Raw genomic sequence first — 17,917 nt, 5'->3', positions numbered from 1 at the left:
TCCTCTTTTTATGGAAAATGGGTGAGAATCTCACCTTTGGGCGTTACTTCCACAATCCCCATGAGAAGATTGCGTACCATATCTGTACGGATTTGTTGCTTCATGGTTTCAAAGCCTGCATAGGCCTCCTGATAGTACTCTACGATAGGGTTCTTTTGAGAAGCAGACTGGCTCCCGATTGCTAGACTGAGCTGTTGGAGATAGTCGACTTGCTCAACCCAGTTGTCATCAATAGCCTTGAGCATGGATATTCTCAGAAAAGAGTCATAGAGCTGGTGAGGTTGGAGGACTACCTTTTTAGCTGCGATTTCCTTGGCTATTATTTCCTCTAGCAACTCCCGAATCTGATCTGCATCAGCTAAATCCAGATCAGCTGGTAATTCTCTCATCCCAAAGCTAATATTGGTAACGATGAAGTGAAAGAGTTCTTGGGGGCTGCTATAGGCTTTTTCTGAGATTTGTTTGGTATAGTCTGCCAGTATGTCCTCAAGGATATACTCTAAATCACGACTCCCATCCAGCAAGCGATCTCTTTCTTTGTAGACCATCTGACGCTGAATATTGACGCTTTCCGCATACTCTAAGGTTTGTCTGCGTACTGAGCGACTGGCACTATCACTAGCCTCTTGGGCTTTTCTGACGAGATTGCGGTACTTGCGAGCCTTGAGTAGGATAGGTTTGCTGATATCTTCCACTTGGTAGTCTTGATACAGGTCGTGAACCCAAGACGGTCCAAACTTTTTGATCACATCATCTTCAAGCGATACGAAAAATTGAGACATGCCTGGATCGCCCTGCCGGCCGGAACGACCTCTGATTTGCAGGTCAATTCGTCGGCTCTCCATCCGCTCGGTACCAATCACAATCAAACCGCCCAATTCTGCGACTCCTGGACCGAGTTTGATATCTGTCCCTCGACCTGCCATAGAAGTCGCAACGGTCACTGCCCCCATCTGTCCAGACTCTGCGATAATCTGGGCTTCACGCGCCGCATGATTGGCATTAAGGACATTGTGAGAAATCCCCTCTCGCAAGAGCAAGGACGAATAAAGCTGGGACATTTCTACAGATCCGACAAAAATCAGGAGTGGATTGCCTTTGGCGTGGTAAGTCTTGATAGCTTCGAGAGAGGCATAGACTTTCTCAGGGAGGGTCACATAGAGATTGTCCGGATGGTCCATTCGCCTAAGTGGGCGATTGGTCGGGATACGAATGACGGCCATATTGTAGGTTTCGAAAAATTCTTTTTCTGCCACCTTTCCCGTTCCTGTCATACCTGAGATTTTACGAAACATTTTAAAGAGACTCTGGTAGGTGATCGAAGCCATGGCTCTGGTTTCAGGAGAAAGCTTCACATGTTCCTTGGCTTCGATGGCTTGATGGAGACCGCCTTGAAGCTTGGTCATTTCCATCAAACGCCCTGTTCCCTTGTCTAACAAGACCATTTCTTGCCCTCGAACCAGGTAGTCCTTGTCCTTGGTAAAGAGCGTATGGGCTCTGAGAGCATAGACTAGATGCCGAACATAACTAGCGTATTCTTCCTTGTAAAGATGGTCGATTCCTAAGAATCCTTCAACCGTCTGGGCCCCCTTTCGGGTTAACCAAACCTGGTCTTTTTCTTCCTTGTAGATGTAGTCTTCTCCCTAAACCAAGGTCGTCACTAGGGTATCAATCATCCCATAATAGTTAGACTGGACACGGGGAGAACCTGCGATAATCAAGGGAGTTTGGGCACTATCGAGTAGAATGTCATCGATCTCATCAATGATGACATAGTTAAAGGGAGGCAGGAATTTCCCCTCACGAGTGGAGGCAAGATTGTCATTGAGATAGTCAAATCCCAGTACACTATTGGTCGTGTAGACGATATCTGAGGCGTAGATTTTTCTTTTCTCTTCCGCAGTCAAGTCCTCTTTGGGATCCTCTGAAAAAGGCAGACCGACAGTTAGACCTAAAAATTGGTAGACTGGGCCCATTTCACTTGCGTCCCGTCTAGCCAGATAGTCATTGGTTGTGACCAGCATACTGCCTTTACCCGTTAAAGCATTGAGGTAGAGGGGCATGGTTGCAGTCAAGGTCTTGCCTTCACCCGTATTCATCTCTGCCACATTTCCTTGGTGGATCACTATGGCACCCATGACTTGCACATCATAGGGAAAGAGACCTAAAACACGTTTATCTGCCTCACGTACAAGGGCATAGGCTTCTACCAATAGCTCATCCACGGTTTCTCCCTGGGCAAGGCGCTGGCGAAACTCTTCTGTCTTTGCAGCCATTTCCTCATCACTGAGAGCTGCCATCTCTTCTTTGAGGGCGTTGATTTGGCTTACAAGCTTCTTGACCTTTCTCAGTTGTCTTTCCTGATACAAATGATTAAACACCAGCATCCTCCTCAATAGAAAACGAAACAAACTCAAGAGCCTCAAAACCTGCACTAATCAAGGAAAGGCGGTAGGTGTAGGCCGCTTCAGGATAGGTGAAGCTAAAAGAAAATTGTCTTTCAATCTTCTCCTCGATGATTTCCTCATAACGGTTTAAAAAGGTCAGTTTGAGATAGAGGCCATTGGTCGGTTGAACCCGCATCTTCATGGATAAGCGGTAGGTATGATTTTTCTTAAGAAGAGGGAGGCTCGGCTGGCTTCTAGTAGCCTGGTAGTTGACACTAGAAAACCATGTTTTAAGGGTTTCTCCTGAAGCCAACAAAGGATTTTTCAGGGTAACGTGACCATCTGCATGATAGGTGATCTGGCTGCCATAAAGATAAGTGGCTCCCATCTCGCCCCACCTAATATCCTCTCTCTTAATGATAATCATGTCTCACCTCTTCCGTATTCTTCTAGTATCATCTTGTAAAAATGAATAAACCAGGAAACGTTTGTACCTGTGTCATCATTGTGTCGACCTGCGGTACCTTTGGACAAGATCTTGGCTCCTGTCTGACAAAGTGTCTCCACTAGCTGGTCATAGGCTCCACTATCCATATCCTCGTCCTTCATGTAAGAAAGACCAAAGGTCGTCTGGGAAAAATCAGCTTGTTTAAATCGGGTCCAAAAACGTTGATCCAATTCCTTCATGTCTTTTTGGCTCACTCCTCCTGTCTGAAGGTGCAAGACATCAAAGCTGGTCGGGAAAACTCCTGGCGCTTCTAGTCGCCCCCTCTGTGCGATGGTTCCTAGATTTGTCAAGGGTTTTCCGACTACGATTCCTTTGGGCTCAAAGTGAGAACCATAATAGAGGGCCGGGAAGGTTCCCATTGACAGCCCAGATAAGATCAAGTCACTTCTATCCAAACCTAGATAATCTAAATAGTACTGGATGGTTGCTTGAATCTTATCTTCCAATTCCTCACTTCCTAGGTAAAAGGCTCCTCCTTCTAATCGAGGGTCCGAAAAGAGGAGAAAGGGGCATTGGAGATTCTTCATCATCCAGTAACCCTCAAAACCCTCTGCGGGACGGTAACCAGAAAAATAGACTGCTAGAGGAGGCTTGAAATCTCCTGGGTGAAGGAAATAGTTGATTTCCTCACGTTTTTTGTCATGTAGGATATTGCCTCCGAGAACAAATTTTCCAAACTGTTTCCGGCTCCAGCGTTGGTGGAGATTGCCGATGTTGACCTTTCCCTGACCACGCGCTTCAAGAGAAATGCTCAGATAAGCGTCATAGTCTTGTTCCACAATGATTGCTTGGGAAAAGTCTGCTTCCTCAAGGAGAATGTCCTGACTAATCTCTGAGATAGAGCCTGCTGGGATTTTTCGCAAACGCAGGCGCAAGTCTACCGTCTCAGTCTTTTCATATTCGAGCCAGAGTTCAATAGGTGCATGGGCTTGGACAGACTGATTATAGGCCCAAGAGACTAGCTGGGTATAGGTTTTCCCAAAATCACCTTCTAATTCCAGATGCTCAAATCCTTGATAGGAGATAGATCCTTGGAATCTAGGGTGAATCCGTATCGTAGCTGGACTCAGCTTGTCCCCATAACCACCTTCAAAGAGGGAGGTGGAAAGGTCCCGAACAAAGCCCTGTCGGTCTGACAGGTCCATCGCCTGCATGCAGTGCTGTTTTATGAACTTCTGAATGTTTTTATCCTGACTTACAAACGGTTCTGGATAGAAAACTGTATAGGGTTCCAAGCTAGATGCAAAAGGCAACAAATCTACTAGATAAGCCCCATCCGTGAGAATGACAGCATGAAAGTGATCTAGATCATTCTCATCCATGATTTTCTGGATGGCAGACGGTGTGTTGGGAGGAACATGATACCAGTCAAGTTGGGCTGGTAGGGCAAGGGTATCTCGCCAATCCTCTGGACCGATTTGCAAGATCTTATATTTCTTTTCCATGAGTCACCTCCTCCAACCACTTTTCTAGCTTGATCAGGAATTGCTCCCCAGTGTGTTCCTTTATCTTTTCGATGGAATGGATCAGAGCATCATTCCACACCTGCAGGCTATCGAGATAGTAATGGGCAGCTTGAGCAAAATCAGCAGTGTTTTCCAACAGATAGCCATTCTTCTGATGGCTGACATACTCTGTTTTGACCCTATTGATTTGAGGGATACCAGCACTAATACCCGCTATCTGGGTATAGAGGAGAGGTTGACTGTTCAAATCGACAATCAAACGAACAAATTCCAGCTGCTTGATTAACTCTGATTCATCCTTCATATTGACAAACGAATAGCGCTTGCTCTGATGGCGATTGTCCTCAAGTGGATTTTCAGCTCCTTGATAATCAACTTCCTTCTCCAGTTCCTGGTCTTGAAACTGCTCTGCAATCATCTCAGAAACACGTGTTTCCAGCCGCTTCATTTCTTCTTGACTAGCAGCAAAGGCTCCAAAGACCAGCTCTGTATCCTTGTTTTCAGAAAGGAAACGCAAGACCTGATAGAGAGCCTGGTCCTCTATCCCCTGCTCAAAGTCCAGTTGATAGTAGAGAAGCGACTCCTTCCGAGTCTGGCTCTTTCCCAGCTCCAAGCGCGTATCAAAAGGCGATAAATGACGAAACTTCATTGCTTGTTCTGAAAAGGCAGACTGAGCCAAGCGCAGGGTATCCTCCCTGTCAACCAGAACAAGGTCCACCTTATCCAGCAGACCTGACAGTTGTGGTAATTGCTCTTGGGGATTTCGTCCGATAAAAAGGCTGAGAACCTTGGTGCTTTGGCGAGGCAATCGATCTAAAAGGAAAGTATTATGCTGGTCACACGCAGGCAGAAAATAGGTCGTTCCTTCCTCGGGAAGGTGAGCTATTTTCTTCTCAAAAAACTCCGCAATCAATTCTCCCATATCTCGGTAGGCCTCTTTTTGGAAGCGAAAAGCAAAGATAGGATTGACCTCGATACGGCCCCCATCTTGCAAGTACTCTCTAAACTGCCACAGTCCCTTGGGATTGAGGTAGTCTTGGTAGATAGCCTGACCATCTTCGTAGTAAATGACACTGGAGACCAGCCCCCGATCATCCATCAGGTAGTTGGCGGACAAGAGCCCATTTTCCTTGAAATACTGAATCGTACTGATAAAACCTTCTATCCCATGCTCTACCTGGGCATAGGGCTTGCCATCCTTCAGCACCAGAATGGTAAAGGGACTGTAAACAAACTCGCAGTCCTCTTCCCACTCAATATCTCTGAGCTGCAAGACCTGCGGTCGAATCTCGTGAAAATCCTGCAATTCATCAAATAAGGAATAAACCGGTGCTTCTAAAATGCCTTGGCGATGGAGAAAATAGCGAAGATGAGGCTGATAGGACAAAAGGAGGACCTGTGCAGGAATCCCTTGGCGTTGCATTAAGCGAATCTGATTGAAGGTGTCATCAAATTCTAGCTTAAAATGAGAAAAATACCAGGGTGTCAAATCAGCATGCCAGGGACGCTCCTTGCCATACCAGGCTGGGATAAAGTAATACATCAAAACCTCCTAGAATAGTGGCCGATACCTTTCATTTAGTCTGAGCGCTTGCAGTTCGTCGTGAATCGTAAATAACATGCCACTCAAAATTAAAAAGAGTCCGGGAATCATGCTGACTTTTAACAAACTCTCATCCTTCAAGACAAACAAGATTGGAAGTCCAGCCAAGGTAACGTTAAAGACTGCACCTATCAGAGCAAATCGGAGAACCAAGCGATTGATAAAGCGACTGGTATCCTCACCGGGATAGACTCCGTAGATGTAATCTCCTGATTGCTTCATCCGATCTGCAATCTGTTGACCACTCACATTGACAAAAGCAAAGGCAATGCTAAAGACAAAGAGGATAAGGATATAAGCATAAATCCACAAAGGTTTCCCCATCGCATACTGCTCCAGTAGGGCAGGGTAGAGCGGATTGCCCTTATCCAGATGTTGAAGCAAGAGCAAGAGATAAGAAGGCAAGCCCATGAGACTCATCACATACATATAAGGCATGCCACCTGCAGGATTGAGCGTGATTTCCAGATAGGAATAGCGTTTAAAGCGAGAATGGAGGCCGATTTTATTGATAGGGATGCGGTATCGCGCTCTGTAAAAGAGAACGACGAGATAGGTAAAGAGGACGCCAAGTATCAGCAACAGGAAAAGCAACCAAGGAGAGATCTTATGAACTTGGACCGATTGGATGATGTCCTGAGGGAGTGAAGCCACCATACTTGCCAATAAAATGACGACAGGGCCTCCAACTCCGATAGACGCATTGATGTCCGACAGCCAAACTAAGAAGAAGGTCCCCGCAACCAAAAGGCTGGTATTGAGGAGAAAGACCAAGAAGGGATTGTAGGGGGCTTGGACAGGGAGGTTTGTCGTCAAGGCCAAGGCCTGAATCAAGGCAATCCCTAACGTCAAGTACATTTTCCGTCTATCCTGGACTTCTGAAGAAACCGAGTTTAGACCCAGTTTCTTTGAAAAGGAAAACATCTGCCACAAGATCATAGCTGACATCCAAGGTGAAAGTCCGATGGAAAAGAGAGAGAGGCTGCGAAGATTTCCACCAGTCAGGGCTACTGAAAAGTCCAGATAGGCTGCGCTTCCTCCGAGAAAATCCCGACTATTGAGGTCAACAAAAGGAAGAGCCAGACGACTCCCGAGCACATAAATAAAGAGCAAAAATAGGGTGCGCATCCCTTTTTTTACTGCTATCGATGAACGAAATTCTTTCACTAGCTCCTCCTTTTCTTTTTATCTTTCTGTCCTGTCACACGGGAACAATCTTGTCCTTCCATCTTAGAATTTTCAAATCTCTATCTCAGTTTTCGTGAGTTTTATCATCCAGATAAGCCTTCAAAGTAGCCACCATTTCTTCTGGTCTTTCTGCTGAGAAAATACCCGCATAGGCACTTTCAGGCAGTTCCTGGGACTGGGTATTTTCAAAAGTCAAGATCGGTTTCTCAAAGCGTGAAATATAGTCATAAACGACACTCAACTTGTCATCGTGGTTAATATCAAGGTAGACATCTGTCTGCTGGATCAATTTCTCGACCAAGAGAGGGAAGGTGTTGGGATAGAGGGTCACATTTTCAAAACGTGACAAGAGCATGAGTTCAGGTGCCATCGTCGTATAGGCTGCAATGTAGAAATGCACCTCTGGCAAGGCTTGAACTAGATAGTCGATTTTCTCAAGATGCCAGGAGTTGGTCAAATTAACACAAGTCATAGCTGGCTGATAGACTGTGACTGGATAGTCAATTCCAGCCTGACGCCATTTTTCAGTAATGGTAGACCACTCCATCAGATGATAGTGCCACCAAACCTCACGCAAACGCCCAACTGAATGAGTGTTCCAAGGTTTGTCTTGAGAAAGGAAATGCAAGATGGCTGGCAGGGGCTCTAGGGGAATCTGGAAGATAAACTCATGTCCATGTGAGGCAGCCCCACTGTCAAAACCAATCTGGAAATTATAGTTCTGATCCAGAGGAGCATAGCTGTCATGAAAGAGCATATTGAGGATGGACTGGTCTCCTTCACTCACATGTTGGTGTTCCCGCTCCGTCAACTCAACTAGCTCTTGTCTCACAGCTTCAGCTCGCCATTTTTTGTTATTGATCAAGAGTACACCTGCATTAAAGCCAACTCCAACTCCAAAACAAGATGGTGCAGCAGCCAGGTAGTTTTCGCCTAAGTCCATTTCAAAGAGAGCCGTCAGATCAGCCGTCACAACCAAATCACTGTCCAAGTAAAGAACCTTGTCCTCTTCGACAAAATCAGGGATAAAATAACGGGCAAAGGTCATGTGATTGATATGGGGCAGTTTGTTGCTCCAGTTCATCTGAAACTGGGCGCCAAGCATCTTGACATCCACTAATTCACCGCCCATTTGCTCTACTATCGGTCTGAGAGCACGGAACCACTCCTGGGGAATATCCTGGTTAAAGATATAGACCTTGACATGACTATTATGATAGCAGAGAGACTTGAGCGCTGTTTCAATCTGACGAATATAGGCATAATCTCCTGCGAGAACAATTGTTTTTTTCATTTAGTTTCCTTCAGTTCACAACGACTGCTTCTTTGATTCCAAAAGCGTGCGGATAGACTCGATCATTTGATCTACGGCTGCTGGTGAGTATACGTGACTGTAACCACTCGAGTCATGACTAGTGGTTTCAAAAGCAAATATAGGGATTTCTCTTTGCTGCACTTCTTGGATAATGTTTGCAATTTCATCCTCATGATTGATATCCAAGTAAAAGTCAATCTTTTCCAAGACTTTTTTGACATTCATGGGATTAAAGTAAGGATAGAGGCGTACATTCAGATGCGATTGCAAGTTCATGATTTCCGGCGCAAAATTGGTATGAGCTAGGATAGAGAACTCAACATCTGGCAGTTCTTGGATCAGGTGTTCGATTTGCTCTATGTGACACGTATTGGTAAAAATAGCGGTCGCATACTGGGGAGCTTGAACTAAAGATGCCAATCCTTTATGGAAATCACATTTTTTCATGATGATATCAGACCACTCTAGTCCGTAGTAAAACCACCAGTCCTCCCTGAAACGGTTAAGGTTGATTCGGTACCACGGCTTGTCCCCTGTATAATGAATAATCTTGGCTGTCTTTTCAATAGCAAGAGAATCGCTATACCAAGAATCCATGTGGTAATTTCGAGCCACCGTATCCATACCAACCATAAAATTATAGGTAGCTAGCAGCGATTTCCAACGACCTTCAAAGAGGTGATTTAACACGCCCTGATCACCAAAAACTTGGTCATGCAGTTGGTCTGTCAGGCTCAACAAGTGCTCCGTCACCTTTTCTTGACGCCAAAGAGCCACATTAATCAGCAAGACACCTGCATTAAAAGTGCTAGGAACTAGCGCATCTGCGACAGCAGCTACTGGCCAGTCCTCCATGTCTTCTAAAAAGAGTTGATCTAGGTCTGATCTAACGATGATATCCGAATCCAGATACAAGGCTAGGTCTTCGCTGACATACTGAGGAATAAAATAACGAAAGAAAGTTGCATAACTTAGGTGGGCTAGTGGCAAACTATACTCTTTCAAACCTTGATGACTAATCTTGACATTGACGATTTTTGAGGCTAGAGGCTCTAGACGCCTCTCCATGAGCTGAAACCATTCTGATGGCAAATCATCATTGAAAACATAAAAAGTCATTGCTCGGTTATGGGCACAGATTGACTTGATTGTTGTCTCAATCTTGTCCATATATGCATTATCACCACCGAGTACAATGGCTTTTTGAAGCTCTTTTCCCATTTCTTCCCCTTTTCTTTTCACATTCTTTTGGCTACTTTTCTACTACTATATTCCTGATTTTTTCGATGATTCTCTCACCTTCCTATTATACCTTTTCCCCTAGTTTATTTCAAACTCCAAAGAGGATTTTCTCCTTCTCGCATATAGAAAAAACCTTTGAAAAATCATGTTTTCAAAGGTTTTCCATTTTACTATTTATTCATTGATTTTTATATCTTATCAATGACTTTATTCATCGTTCTTCTGACTCTTCTTGGCAAGAAGACCGATACCTGTCACAGCTGTCAATGCCCCCAACAAAGCAGATGCTACCGAAGTAGACGCTCCTGTATTTGGCAAGGCTTGTTTCGGCTTGCTTGAAGCGGATTGACCTTGGCTTGCAATGTTTGCCATTGAGAGAGAGGTGCTTGTTAAAGTAGATGTCAGAGTACTTGCTGATGCAGAACTACTAATAGAATCTGAAGTCGAGAGACTAGTGCTAATCGACGTTGACTCGCTCACTGACATACTTGCTGAAATCGAAGCACTTTCTAGAGTCGATTCACTGGCTAACATGCTAGCTGAGAGTGATGCGCTCGTTGAAATAGATTCGCTCACTGATGTACTTGCTGAGATCGAGGCACTTTCCAATGCTAACTCGGCTGCTAGCATACTTGCAGAAGTTGAAGTACTTGTTGAAGCGGATTCGCTGGCGCTCACTGACACAGATTGGCTTGTGCTTACTGAGGCTGATTGGCTTGAGCTTACTGAGGCTGATTCGCTCGAACTTACCGAAGCAGATTGGCTGGAGCTCGCTGAAGCCGATTGACTCGAACTTGCCGATACAGACTCACTCAAACTTACTGAAGCAGACTGACTAGCACTTGCTGATGCTGACTCACTTTCGCTTACCGATGCAGACTGACTTGCGCTGGCTGAAGCTGATTGACTTGCACTTAATGATGCTGACTGGCTAGCGCTTGCTGAGACAGACTGACTCGAACTTGCCGACGCAGATTGACTTGCGCTTACTGATGCGGATTGACTGGCACTCAATGATGCTGATTGGCTCGAACTTACTGAAACAGATTGACTAGCGCTTACTGAGGCGGATTGGCTGGCACTCGCTGACGCAGACTCACTCGCACTCAATGAAGCGGATTCACTTGCACTTGCAGATGCTGACTGGCTCGAACTTACTGAGGCTGACTGGCTTGAGCTTACAGACGCTGACTGACTAGCACTTACTGAAGCAGATTCACTGGCGCTCGCTGATACTGATTGGCTCGAGCTGACTGAAGCTGACTCACTCGCACTTACAGAAGCGGATTGGCTGGAGCTGGCTGAGACTGACTGACTGGCACTCACTGAAGCGGATTGACTAGCACTTACTGAGGCGGACTCACTCGCACTCACCGATGCGGACTGGCTTGTGCTGGCTGAGGCAGATTGGCTGGAGCTCAATGACGCTGATTGACTAGCGCTCGCTGAAGCGGATTGGCTCGAACTTACTGAAGCGGATTCACTTGCACTTGCAGATGCTGACTGGCTTGAGCTTACTGAAGCGGATTGGCTTGAGCTTACCGAAGCTGACTGGCTGGAGCTTGCAGATGCAGATTGGCTAGCGCTCACTGAAGCGGACTGACTCGAACTTGCTGAGGCAGAATGACTTGCACTTGCTGAGGCTGACTCACTTGCGCTTACTGAAGCCGATTCGCTTGAACTTACTGAGACTGATTGGCTCGAACTTACTGAAGCGGATTCACTTGCACTTGCAGATGCTGACTGGCTTGAGCTTACTGAAGCGGATTGGCTTGAGCTTACTGAGGCTGACTGGCTAGCACTTACTGAAGCGGATTCACTTGCACTTGCAGATGCGGATTGACTCGAGCTCAATGAAGCAGATTCGCTTGAGCTTATAGACGCTGAATGACTGGCGCTCGCTGAAGCGGACTGACTTGAGCTAACTGATGCAGATTCGCTTGAGCTGACTGAGGCTGATTGACTGGCACTCAATGAAGCGGATTCGCTTGAGCTTGCCGACGCTGACTGACTAGCGCTCACTGACGCCGATTGGCTCGCGCTCGTTGAGACGGATTGGCTGGAGCTTACCGAAGCTGACTGGCTAGTGCTGACTGACGCTGACTGACTCGAACTTGCCGATGCAGATTGGCTCGAACTCAATGAAGCTGACTGGCTCGCACTTGCTGAAGCAGACTGACTAGCACTTACTGATGCGGATTGACTTGCACTCACTGATGCGGATTGACTCGAACTTACTGAAGCGGATTGACTCGAACTTACTGAAGCGGACTGGCTGGCACTTGCTGAAGCGGATTGACTTGCACTCACTGACGCGGACTGGCTTGAACTTACTGATGCAGACTGACTCGAGCTGACTGAGGCGGACTCGCTTGTGCTTACTGATGCTGATTGGCTGGCGCTCAATGAAGCTGACTGACTCGAACTTGCCGACGCTGATTGACTTGCGCTTACTGAAGCTGATTCACTTGTGCTTACAGAAGCGGATTGGCTGGCACTCAATGAAGCCGATTGACTAGCACTCAATGAAGTTGACTGGCTTGAGCTCACCGATGCGGACTGACTCGAACTTGCTGACGCTGATTGGCTTGAGCTGACTGATGCAGACTGACTCGAGCTTGCAGATGCAGATTGGCTCGAACTTACAGATGCAGACTGACTAGCACTTACTGATGCTGATTGACTTGAGCTCACCGATACAGATTGGCTAGCACTCAATGAAGCCGATTGACTTGAACTTGCCGACGCTGATTCGCTTGAGCTTACAGATGCAGATTGGCTGGCACTCGCTGAGGCGGATTGGCTTGAGCTTAATGAGGCAGACTCACTAGCACTCAATGAAGCTGACTGGCTGGCGCTCGCTGACGCTGACTCACTTGCACTCACTGAGGCAGACTCACTGGCGCTTACCGATGCAGATTGACTTGAGCTTACTGAAGCCGATTCGCTTGAGCTTACTGAGGCTGACTGGCTCGCACTCGCTGAAGCTGATTGGCTTGAGCTTGCCGAAGCAGACTCACTCGAACTTACTGAGGCTGATTGGCTAGCGCTCGCTGAAGCGGACTGGCTGGCACTTACTGAAGCCGATTCACTTGAGCTTACTGAAGCCGATTCGCTAGCGCTCACCGATGCTGACTCACTTGTGCTCACTGAGGCTGATTGGCTTGAGCTTGCCGAAGCGGACTGGCTGGCGCTCACTGAGGCTGATTGACTTGCACTCACCGATGCTGATCGACTCGAACTTGCTGAAGCAGACTGACTTGAGCTTACGGACGCTGATTGGCTCAAGCTTACTGATGCAGACTGGCTAGCACTCGCTGAAGCGGATTGACTCGAGCTTACCGATGCAGATTCGCTGGAACTTACTGAGGCGGATTGGCTAGCGCTCGCTGAAGCTGATTGGCTCGAACTTACTGAAGCCGATTCGCTCGAGCTTACAGATGCTGACTCACTTGCGCTCGCTGAAGCTGATTGGCTAGCGCTCGCTGAGGCGGATTGACTTGAACTCATTGACGCTGATTGGCTCGAGCTGACTGAAGCTGATTGACTGGCACTCACTGATGCGGACTGACTCGAACTTGCAGATGCTGATTGACTCGAGCTTACTGAGACAGACTGGCTCGCACTCGCTGAGGCTGATCGACTAGCACTGGCTGAGGCGGATTGACTCAAACTTACTGAGGCGGACTGGCTATTACTTACTGAAATAGACGCTTGATTTGGCGTGATTTGTCCATTAAACACATCTGAAACCAAACCATCCACTGTCGTACTTGCAGTCACTGGTCCACTAGGAAGTCGTCCTCCATTGCGATCATATACTTTCTTCAAGTCAGTTGCAGTAAAGGTTACACTAGTCGAGCTCCCCGTTGCCTGTTTGGTAAATGTTTCACCTGCAATTGTTAAAGTAACTGTCCCACCTGGCGCAACCCCATCTACCGTAATCGCTTGATTTGAGAGCCCACCTTTTTCGTTAAGATATTGATTCTCTATCCTTGGCGTCTGAGGGCGCACAGTAAAGCTCACGTCAATTTCATCCGTACTTCCATCTGGATAAGTTACCACCGCTGTCAAAGTATGCCGACCAGCAGACAAATTCGTATTGGTTCCAGATTTCCAAGTATAGGTTGTTCTAGTTCCCTTAGTAATTCCTGTAGTAGGTAATTCTGGTGTCCCTGTAGCATTCGTGATGTACTGACTGGCTTCACCAACAGAAACAGTCCCTGAATTGGCCGTTAGAGTAAAGTTTCGATTCACCTCAGCATTGATAGCTGGTTCGTACTTTTCAGACTGAGCATGGACTTCAAATTGAATTGCGGCAGGGTTGGCTGTTAAATCTTTTACAAGACCTACGTCAGTAGTATTTCCGCTAAAATTACCTTCCTGATCATAGGTGAAAACATAACGAGTCCACAAACTATTTACTGCTTGATTTTTTCCAACAGAACCCGTGATTGAAACGGTGAAAGGATTTGATGCTGTAGCATTTCCATCTTTGGCTAGTTTATTTGTCGGAACAATCATGCTGATACTTTGACCATTACTCGTAGTGAATGAGACAACAGTTGAAGTAGCCGGATAGGCCGCGGGAACAGCAGTAGGAACAAATTTTGCATGTTCAATTCGACCACTGTTATCAGTAAACTCAATGGTCGCAGAAAAATTTTCTTCTCGATAAATTTTAAATTTTTGTCCTTCTAGAACTGCGCCACCTGTAACGGTTATTTTCTGAAGTTCTGGCTTCTCTGTATCCCTAGCAGCTCTGAAGCTAGCGGTATTTGAAGCTTTGGTCAAAGCTTGTCCGTTTCTGCTGTCACGAAGTCCAGAGTTGGCACGTAACACAGCATTTGCAATGCTATTTCGAGCTTCTGTAGCTTTTTGTAGGATAGTGGCAAGGTCAGAAACCTCCCCTTTCAAGGCCTCTGCTATCTCATTCTTCGCTAGACTAGCCTTCGTGATCGCCTCATCCGAGTTTGGAAGTCCCTGCGCTTGAGCTAGAAATTGCCCAATCTCAGCAGACAAGGCCTCTAATTTCTTCCGTTTTTCTTCACTTTGCTTTTCTGTCAAGGCTACAGAAGTCATTGTGAGACTAGATTCAGCCGTCACACCTTCATTCTTTACATGACCAGACTGACTTCGAGGCAAGGATTCTGTAGAAAAATCAACTGCTTTTAATTCTTTTGAAGGTTGTGATTCTTTCACTGTCTCCCGAGCTGACTCACTTGTTTGGTACTGACTTTGAACACCAACTGAAGCTCTCTCTGACAGATTACTATTCGCTTGATTTTGTGTTCCAAGGGATTCACTTGAACTAGCAGTTACACTTTGACTGTTTGCCAAAGATTGACTAGTAGAAGCAGATTGGCTCATCGACTGGCTCATGCTAGAAGAGCTTGAGGCACTGATAGACTGACTCGTAGAGGCAGATTGACTGGCGCTCTGCGAATTGAATTCTGACAATGACTGGCTTTGACTGGTAGACAAAGACAAGCTAGCAGTATCTTGATGATCCTGAGTCGTCCCCAGCACTACTGAATCTCTCGTCGCCAGGGTATCTTTTGATTCGACAGTCTTTTCAACAGCGACTGCATCATTGGCATAAACACGCGTTTGCGTTGCAGCAAAACCACCTAAGATCGTCCCCGTAGCTGCTATCCCTTTCAAGACATCCAAGCCGGTCAACTTCTGACCTTCTTGCTTTTCAACCATTTCTGTCTTTACTTGGCTCGCATCCGCACTTCCACGCATCACCTTAAATAAGCCAAAAAGGGAAGTCGAGGCCCGTAGCCAATGCTTCCCTGATTTGATTAATTTGAACCGAGTTACACGGTCTGTTTCTCTATATTCACCCTTCTGGCGTCTAAAAAACATGTTCATCCCCTCAACTTGAAAAAGATCTATTCACCTATAAAATACTATTTTCTTATTATATACCAAATATACCGACAATTCAATATCTATAACACATCCTAAAGAAAGAAAATGATTTCAAAAATGACTCTATTTCAAATCTATTCTGTTTTTTCAATATAATCTTCATTTTATTATTCTGTTAATATATTTTATTTATTTTTTAACCATTTCTATATGCTTTAAAATTTGAGCAAATAATTCCAATCACTCAGGGAATTGATTTTTATTCAAAATATAGAAAAAAGTCCATGAATCAATAGCATCCACAGACTTTTAGGAGTAGAGTATTTAAAGGCAGTTTCACAAATGAATCAATGAAGCCGGTAGCCGATGTAACTTTCTAGCCTTTCCAACAAAAAAATCCACGAATCGAAAGCATTCGCGGACTTTTCTTACAACGCATTTAAGAAAAATGCCATACTAATTAATAGCCGTAATCTACGACACGAAGAGGCGAAAACGATTATTTTTCGCCGATGAATTAGTGAGGCAGGTTGCTAGCCCTCTCACTACCCGTTACAACGGAAAAATCCACGAATATTATCGATTCGTGGATTTTTCCTAGTGAAGCGTTTAGGTAAGCCGATTTTACACTACGACACGGAGTTTGGCAAATCGGTTCTATTTGCCAAACGTAGTTAGTAAGGCAGTTAGCTAGTTCGCCAAATAGCGACTAGCGTCCAACAATTAGGAACTTTAGTTCCAATTGTTGGTGCTGAGTTACATTTTTTCCTCCAACTCAACATCTGGATACTTGTCCGCAAACCAGCGGAGGGCAAAGTCATTTTCAAAGAGGAAGACTGGTTGGTCGAAACGGTCCTTGGCCAAGATATTGCGGCTTGAGGACATCCGTTCATCCAAGTCCTCAGGCTTGATCCAACGAACCGTCTTTTTACCCATTGGGCTCATGACCACTTCTGCATTGTACTCGCCTTCCATACGGTGCTTAAAGACTTCAAACTGGAGTTGTCCGACAGCTCCTAGCATGTACTCACCAGTTTGGTAATTCTTATAAAGCTGAATGGCTCCCTCTTGCACCAGTTGCTCAATCCCCTTGTGGAAGGATTTTTGCTTCATGACGTTCTTAGCAGAAACTTTCATGAAAATCTCAGGTGTAAAGGTTGGCAGTGGTTCAAACTCAAACTTGTTTTTTCCAACCGTCAAGGTATCCCCAACCTGATAAGTACCAGTATCGTAAACCCCGATAATATCACCTGCAACAGCATTGGTCACATTTTCACGACTTTCGGCCATAAACTGAGTGACATTAGATAGTTTGGCAGTCTTACCAGTACGAGGCAGATTGACACTCATTCCACGCTCGAATTCACCTGATACGATACGAACAAAGGCGATACGGTCACGGTGACGAGGGTCCATGTTGGCTTGGATTTTAAAAACAAATCCTGAGAAATCCTTGTCATAAGGGTCCACAATTTCGCCATCTGTTTTCTTGTGGCCATGTGGTTCTGGAGCAAACTTAAGGAAGGTCTCAAGGAAGGTCTGCACCCCAAAGTTTGTCAAAGCTGAGCCGAAGAAGACTGGTGTTAATTCACCCGCTAAAATAGCTTCTTCTGAAAATTCATTCCCTGCTTCTTGCAACAGTTCGATATCGTCCTTAACCTGAGCGTAGAAAGGATTGCTTCCAAAGAGCTTATCCCCTTCTTCCAGACTGGCAAAACGCTCATCTCCTTTATAGAGTTCCAAGCGTTGGTTATAGAGGTCATACAAGCCTTCGAAGGCTTTCCCCATCCCGATTGGCCAGTTCATTGGATAACTCGCAATACCAAGGACTTCTTCTAGTTCTTGCAAGAGGTCCAGTGGCTCACGACCGTCACGGTCCAGCTTGTTCATAAAGGTAAAGACTGGAATGCCACGGTGCTTCACAACCTCAAACAATTTCTTGGTTTGAGCCTCTATACCCTTGGCAGAGTCTACGACCATGACCGCAGCATCCACCGCCATCAAGGTCCGATAGGTGTCTTCTGAGAAATCCTCGTGCCCTGGTGTGTCGAGGATATTCACGCGCTTGCCGTCGTAGTCAAACTGCATCACAGATGAAGTGACCGAAATCCCACGTTGTTTCTCAATATCCATCCAGTCAGATTTGGCAAAAGTCCCTGTTTTCTTTCCTTTAACCGTACCAGCCTCACGAATCTCGCCCCCAAAGTAGAGCAACTGCTCAGTGATGGTTGTTTTCCCAGCGTCCGGGTGGGAGATGATGGCAAAGGTACGGCGTTTCTTGATTTCTTCTTGAATAGTCATAAGTTCTCTTTCTTTGATTCTCTATTTTTA

The 17,917-nt window shown here is 45.8% G+C and carries 8 protein-coding genes and 1 pseudogene; all 9 read right to left on the bottom strand.

Annotation, left to right across the window (positions count from 1 at the left end):
- Positions 1–8: 8 nt before the first annotated feature.
- The 9 genes and pseudogenes from secA2 to ACIY19_RS00385 all read right to left on the bottom strand — a co-directional run bounded on the left by secA2 (position 9) and on the right by ACIY19_RS00385 (position 17,887).
- A pseudogene (secA2, locus tag ACIY19_RS00425) lies at positions 9–2,387 on the bottom strand (accessory Sec system translocase SecA2).
- Complete coding sequence (asp3, locus tag ACIY19_RS00420; RefSeq protein WP_000583894.1) at positions 2,374–2,814, bottom strand: accessory Sec system protein Asp3; 441 nt, start codon at positions 2,812–2,814, stop codon at positions 2,374–2,376. Before asp3 ends, secA2 begins: the two are co-directional and overlap by 14 nt.
- Positions 2,811–4,340, bottom strand: a complete 1,530-nt coding sequence (gene asp2 / locus ACIY19_RS00415; RefSeq protein ID WP_000412871.1) for an accessory Sec system protein Asp2 — start codon at positions 4,338–4,340, stop codon at positions 2,811–2,813. Before asp2 ends, asp3 begins: the two co-directional genes overlap by 4 nt.
- Complete coding sequence (asp1, locus tag ACIY19_RS00410; RefSeq protein WP_000291143.1) at positions 4,324–5,904, bottom strand: accessory Sec system protein Asp1; 1,581 nt, start codon at positions 5,902–5,904, stop codon at positions 4,324–4,326. The genes asp2 and asp1 overlap by 17 nt, the downstream gene beginning before the upstream one ends.
- Before the next feature lie 9 nt (positions 5,905–5,913).
- Positions 5,914–7,131 (bottom strand): accessory Sec system protein translocase subunit SecY2, encoded by a 1,218-nt coding sequence (gene secY2, locus ACIY19_RS00405; RefSeq protein WP_000657782.1) that lies wholly within the window; start codon positions 7,129–7,131, stop codon positions 5,914–5,916.
- An 85-nt stretch (positions 7,132–7,216) separates the two neighbouring features.
- The gene (locus ACIY19_RS00400; RefSeq protein WP_000751402.1) at positions 7,217–8,446 is read right to left on the bottom strand and encodes a glycosyltransferase; all 1,230 of its coding nucleotides are present in this window, start codon (positions 8,444–8,446) and stop codon (positions 7,217–7,219) included.
- 15 nt (positions 8,447–8,461) lie between these two features.
- Complete coding sequence (locus ACIY19_RS00395; protein WP_409002418.1) at positions 8,462–9,688, bottom strand: glycosyltransferase; 1,227 nt, start codon at positions 9,686–9,688, stop codon at positions 8,462–8,464.
- Between the two features lie 228 nt (positions 9,689–9,916).
- On the bottom strand, positions 9,917–15,580 hold the full coding sequence (locus ACIY19_RS00390) for an accessory Sec-dependent serine-rich glycoprotein adhesin (RefSeq protein WP_409002417.1): 5,664 nt from the start codon (positions 15,578–15,580) through the stop codon (positions 9,917–9,919).
- A 762-nt stretch (positions 15,581–16,342) separates the two neighbouring features.
- A complete protein-coding gene (locus tag ACIY19_RS00385) occupies positions 16,343–17,887 on the bottom strand; it encodes a peptide chain release factor 3 (protein ID WP_000155105.1) in 1,545 nt (514 codons plus the stop codon).
- Positions 17,888–17,917 lie beyond the last annotated feature (30 nt).

Origin of the sequence: Streptococcus sp. ST14, from assembly GCF_046098195.1 — a bacterium.
Taxonomy (GTDB): domain Bacteria; phylum Bacillota; class Bacilli; order Lactobacillales; family Streptococcaceae; genus Streptococcus.
The sequence above is the reverse complement of the archived record's forward strand: the minus strand, read 5'-3'. Positions and strand labels throughout refer to the sequence as shown.

Excerpts from the sequence above, each read along its gene's own strand:
- asp3 (WP_000583894.1), bottom strand. The coding sequence starts at position 2,814 with ATGATTATCATTAAGAGAGAGGATATTAGGTGGGGCGAGATGGGAGCC.
- asp2 (WP_000412871.1), bottom strand. The coding sequence starts at position 4,340 with ATGGAAAAGAAATATAAGATCTTGCAAATCGGTCCAGAGGATTGGCGA.
- asp1 (WP_000291143.1), bottom strand. The coding sequence starts at position 5,904 with ATGTATTACTTTATCCCAGCCTGGTATGGCAAGGAGCGTCCCTGGCAT.
- ACIY19_RS00400 (WP_000751402.1), bottom strand. The coding sequence starts at position 8,446 with ATGAAAAAAACAATTGTTCTCGCAGGAGATTATGCCTATATTCGTCAG.
- ACIY19_RS00395 (WP_409002418.1), bottom strand. The coding sequence starts at position 9,688 with ATGGGAAAAGAGCTTCAAAAAGCCATTGTACTCGGTGGTGATAATGCA.
- ACIY19_RS00390 (WP_409002417.1), bottom strand. The coding sequence starts at position 15,580 with ATGTTTTTTAGACGCCAGAAGGGTGAATATAGAGAAACAGACCGTGTA.
- ACIY19_RS00385 (WP_000155105.1), bottom strand. The coding sequence starts at position 17,887 with ATGACTATTCAAGAAGAAATCAAGAAACGCCGTACCTTTGCCATCATC.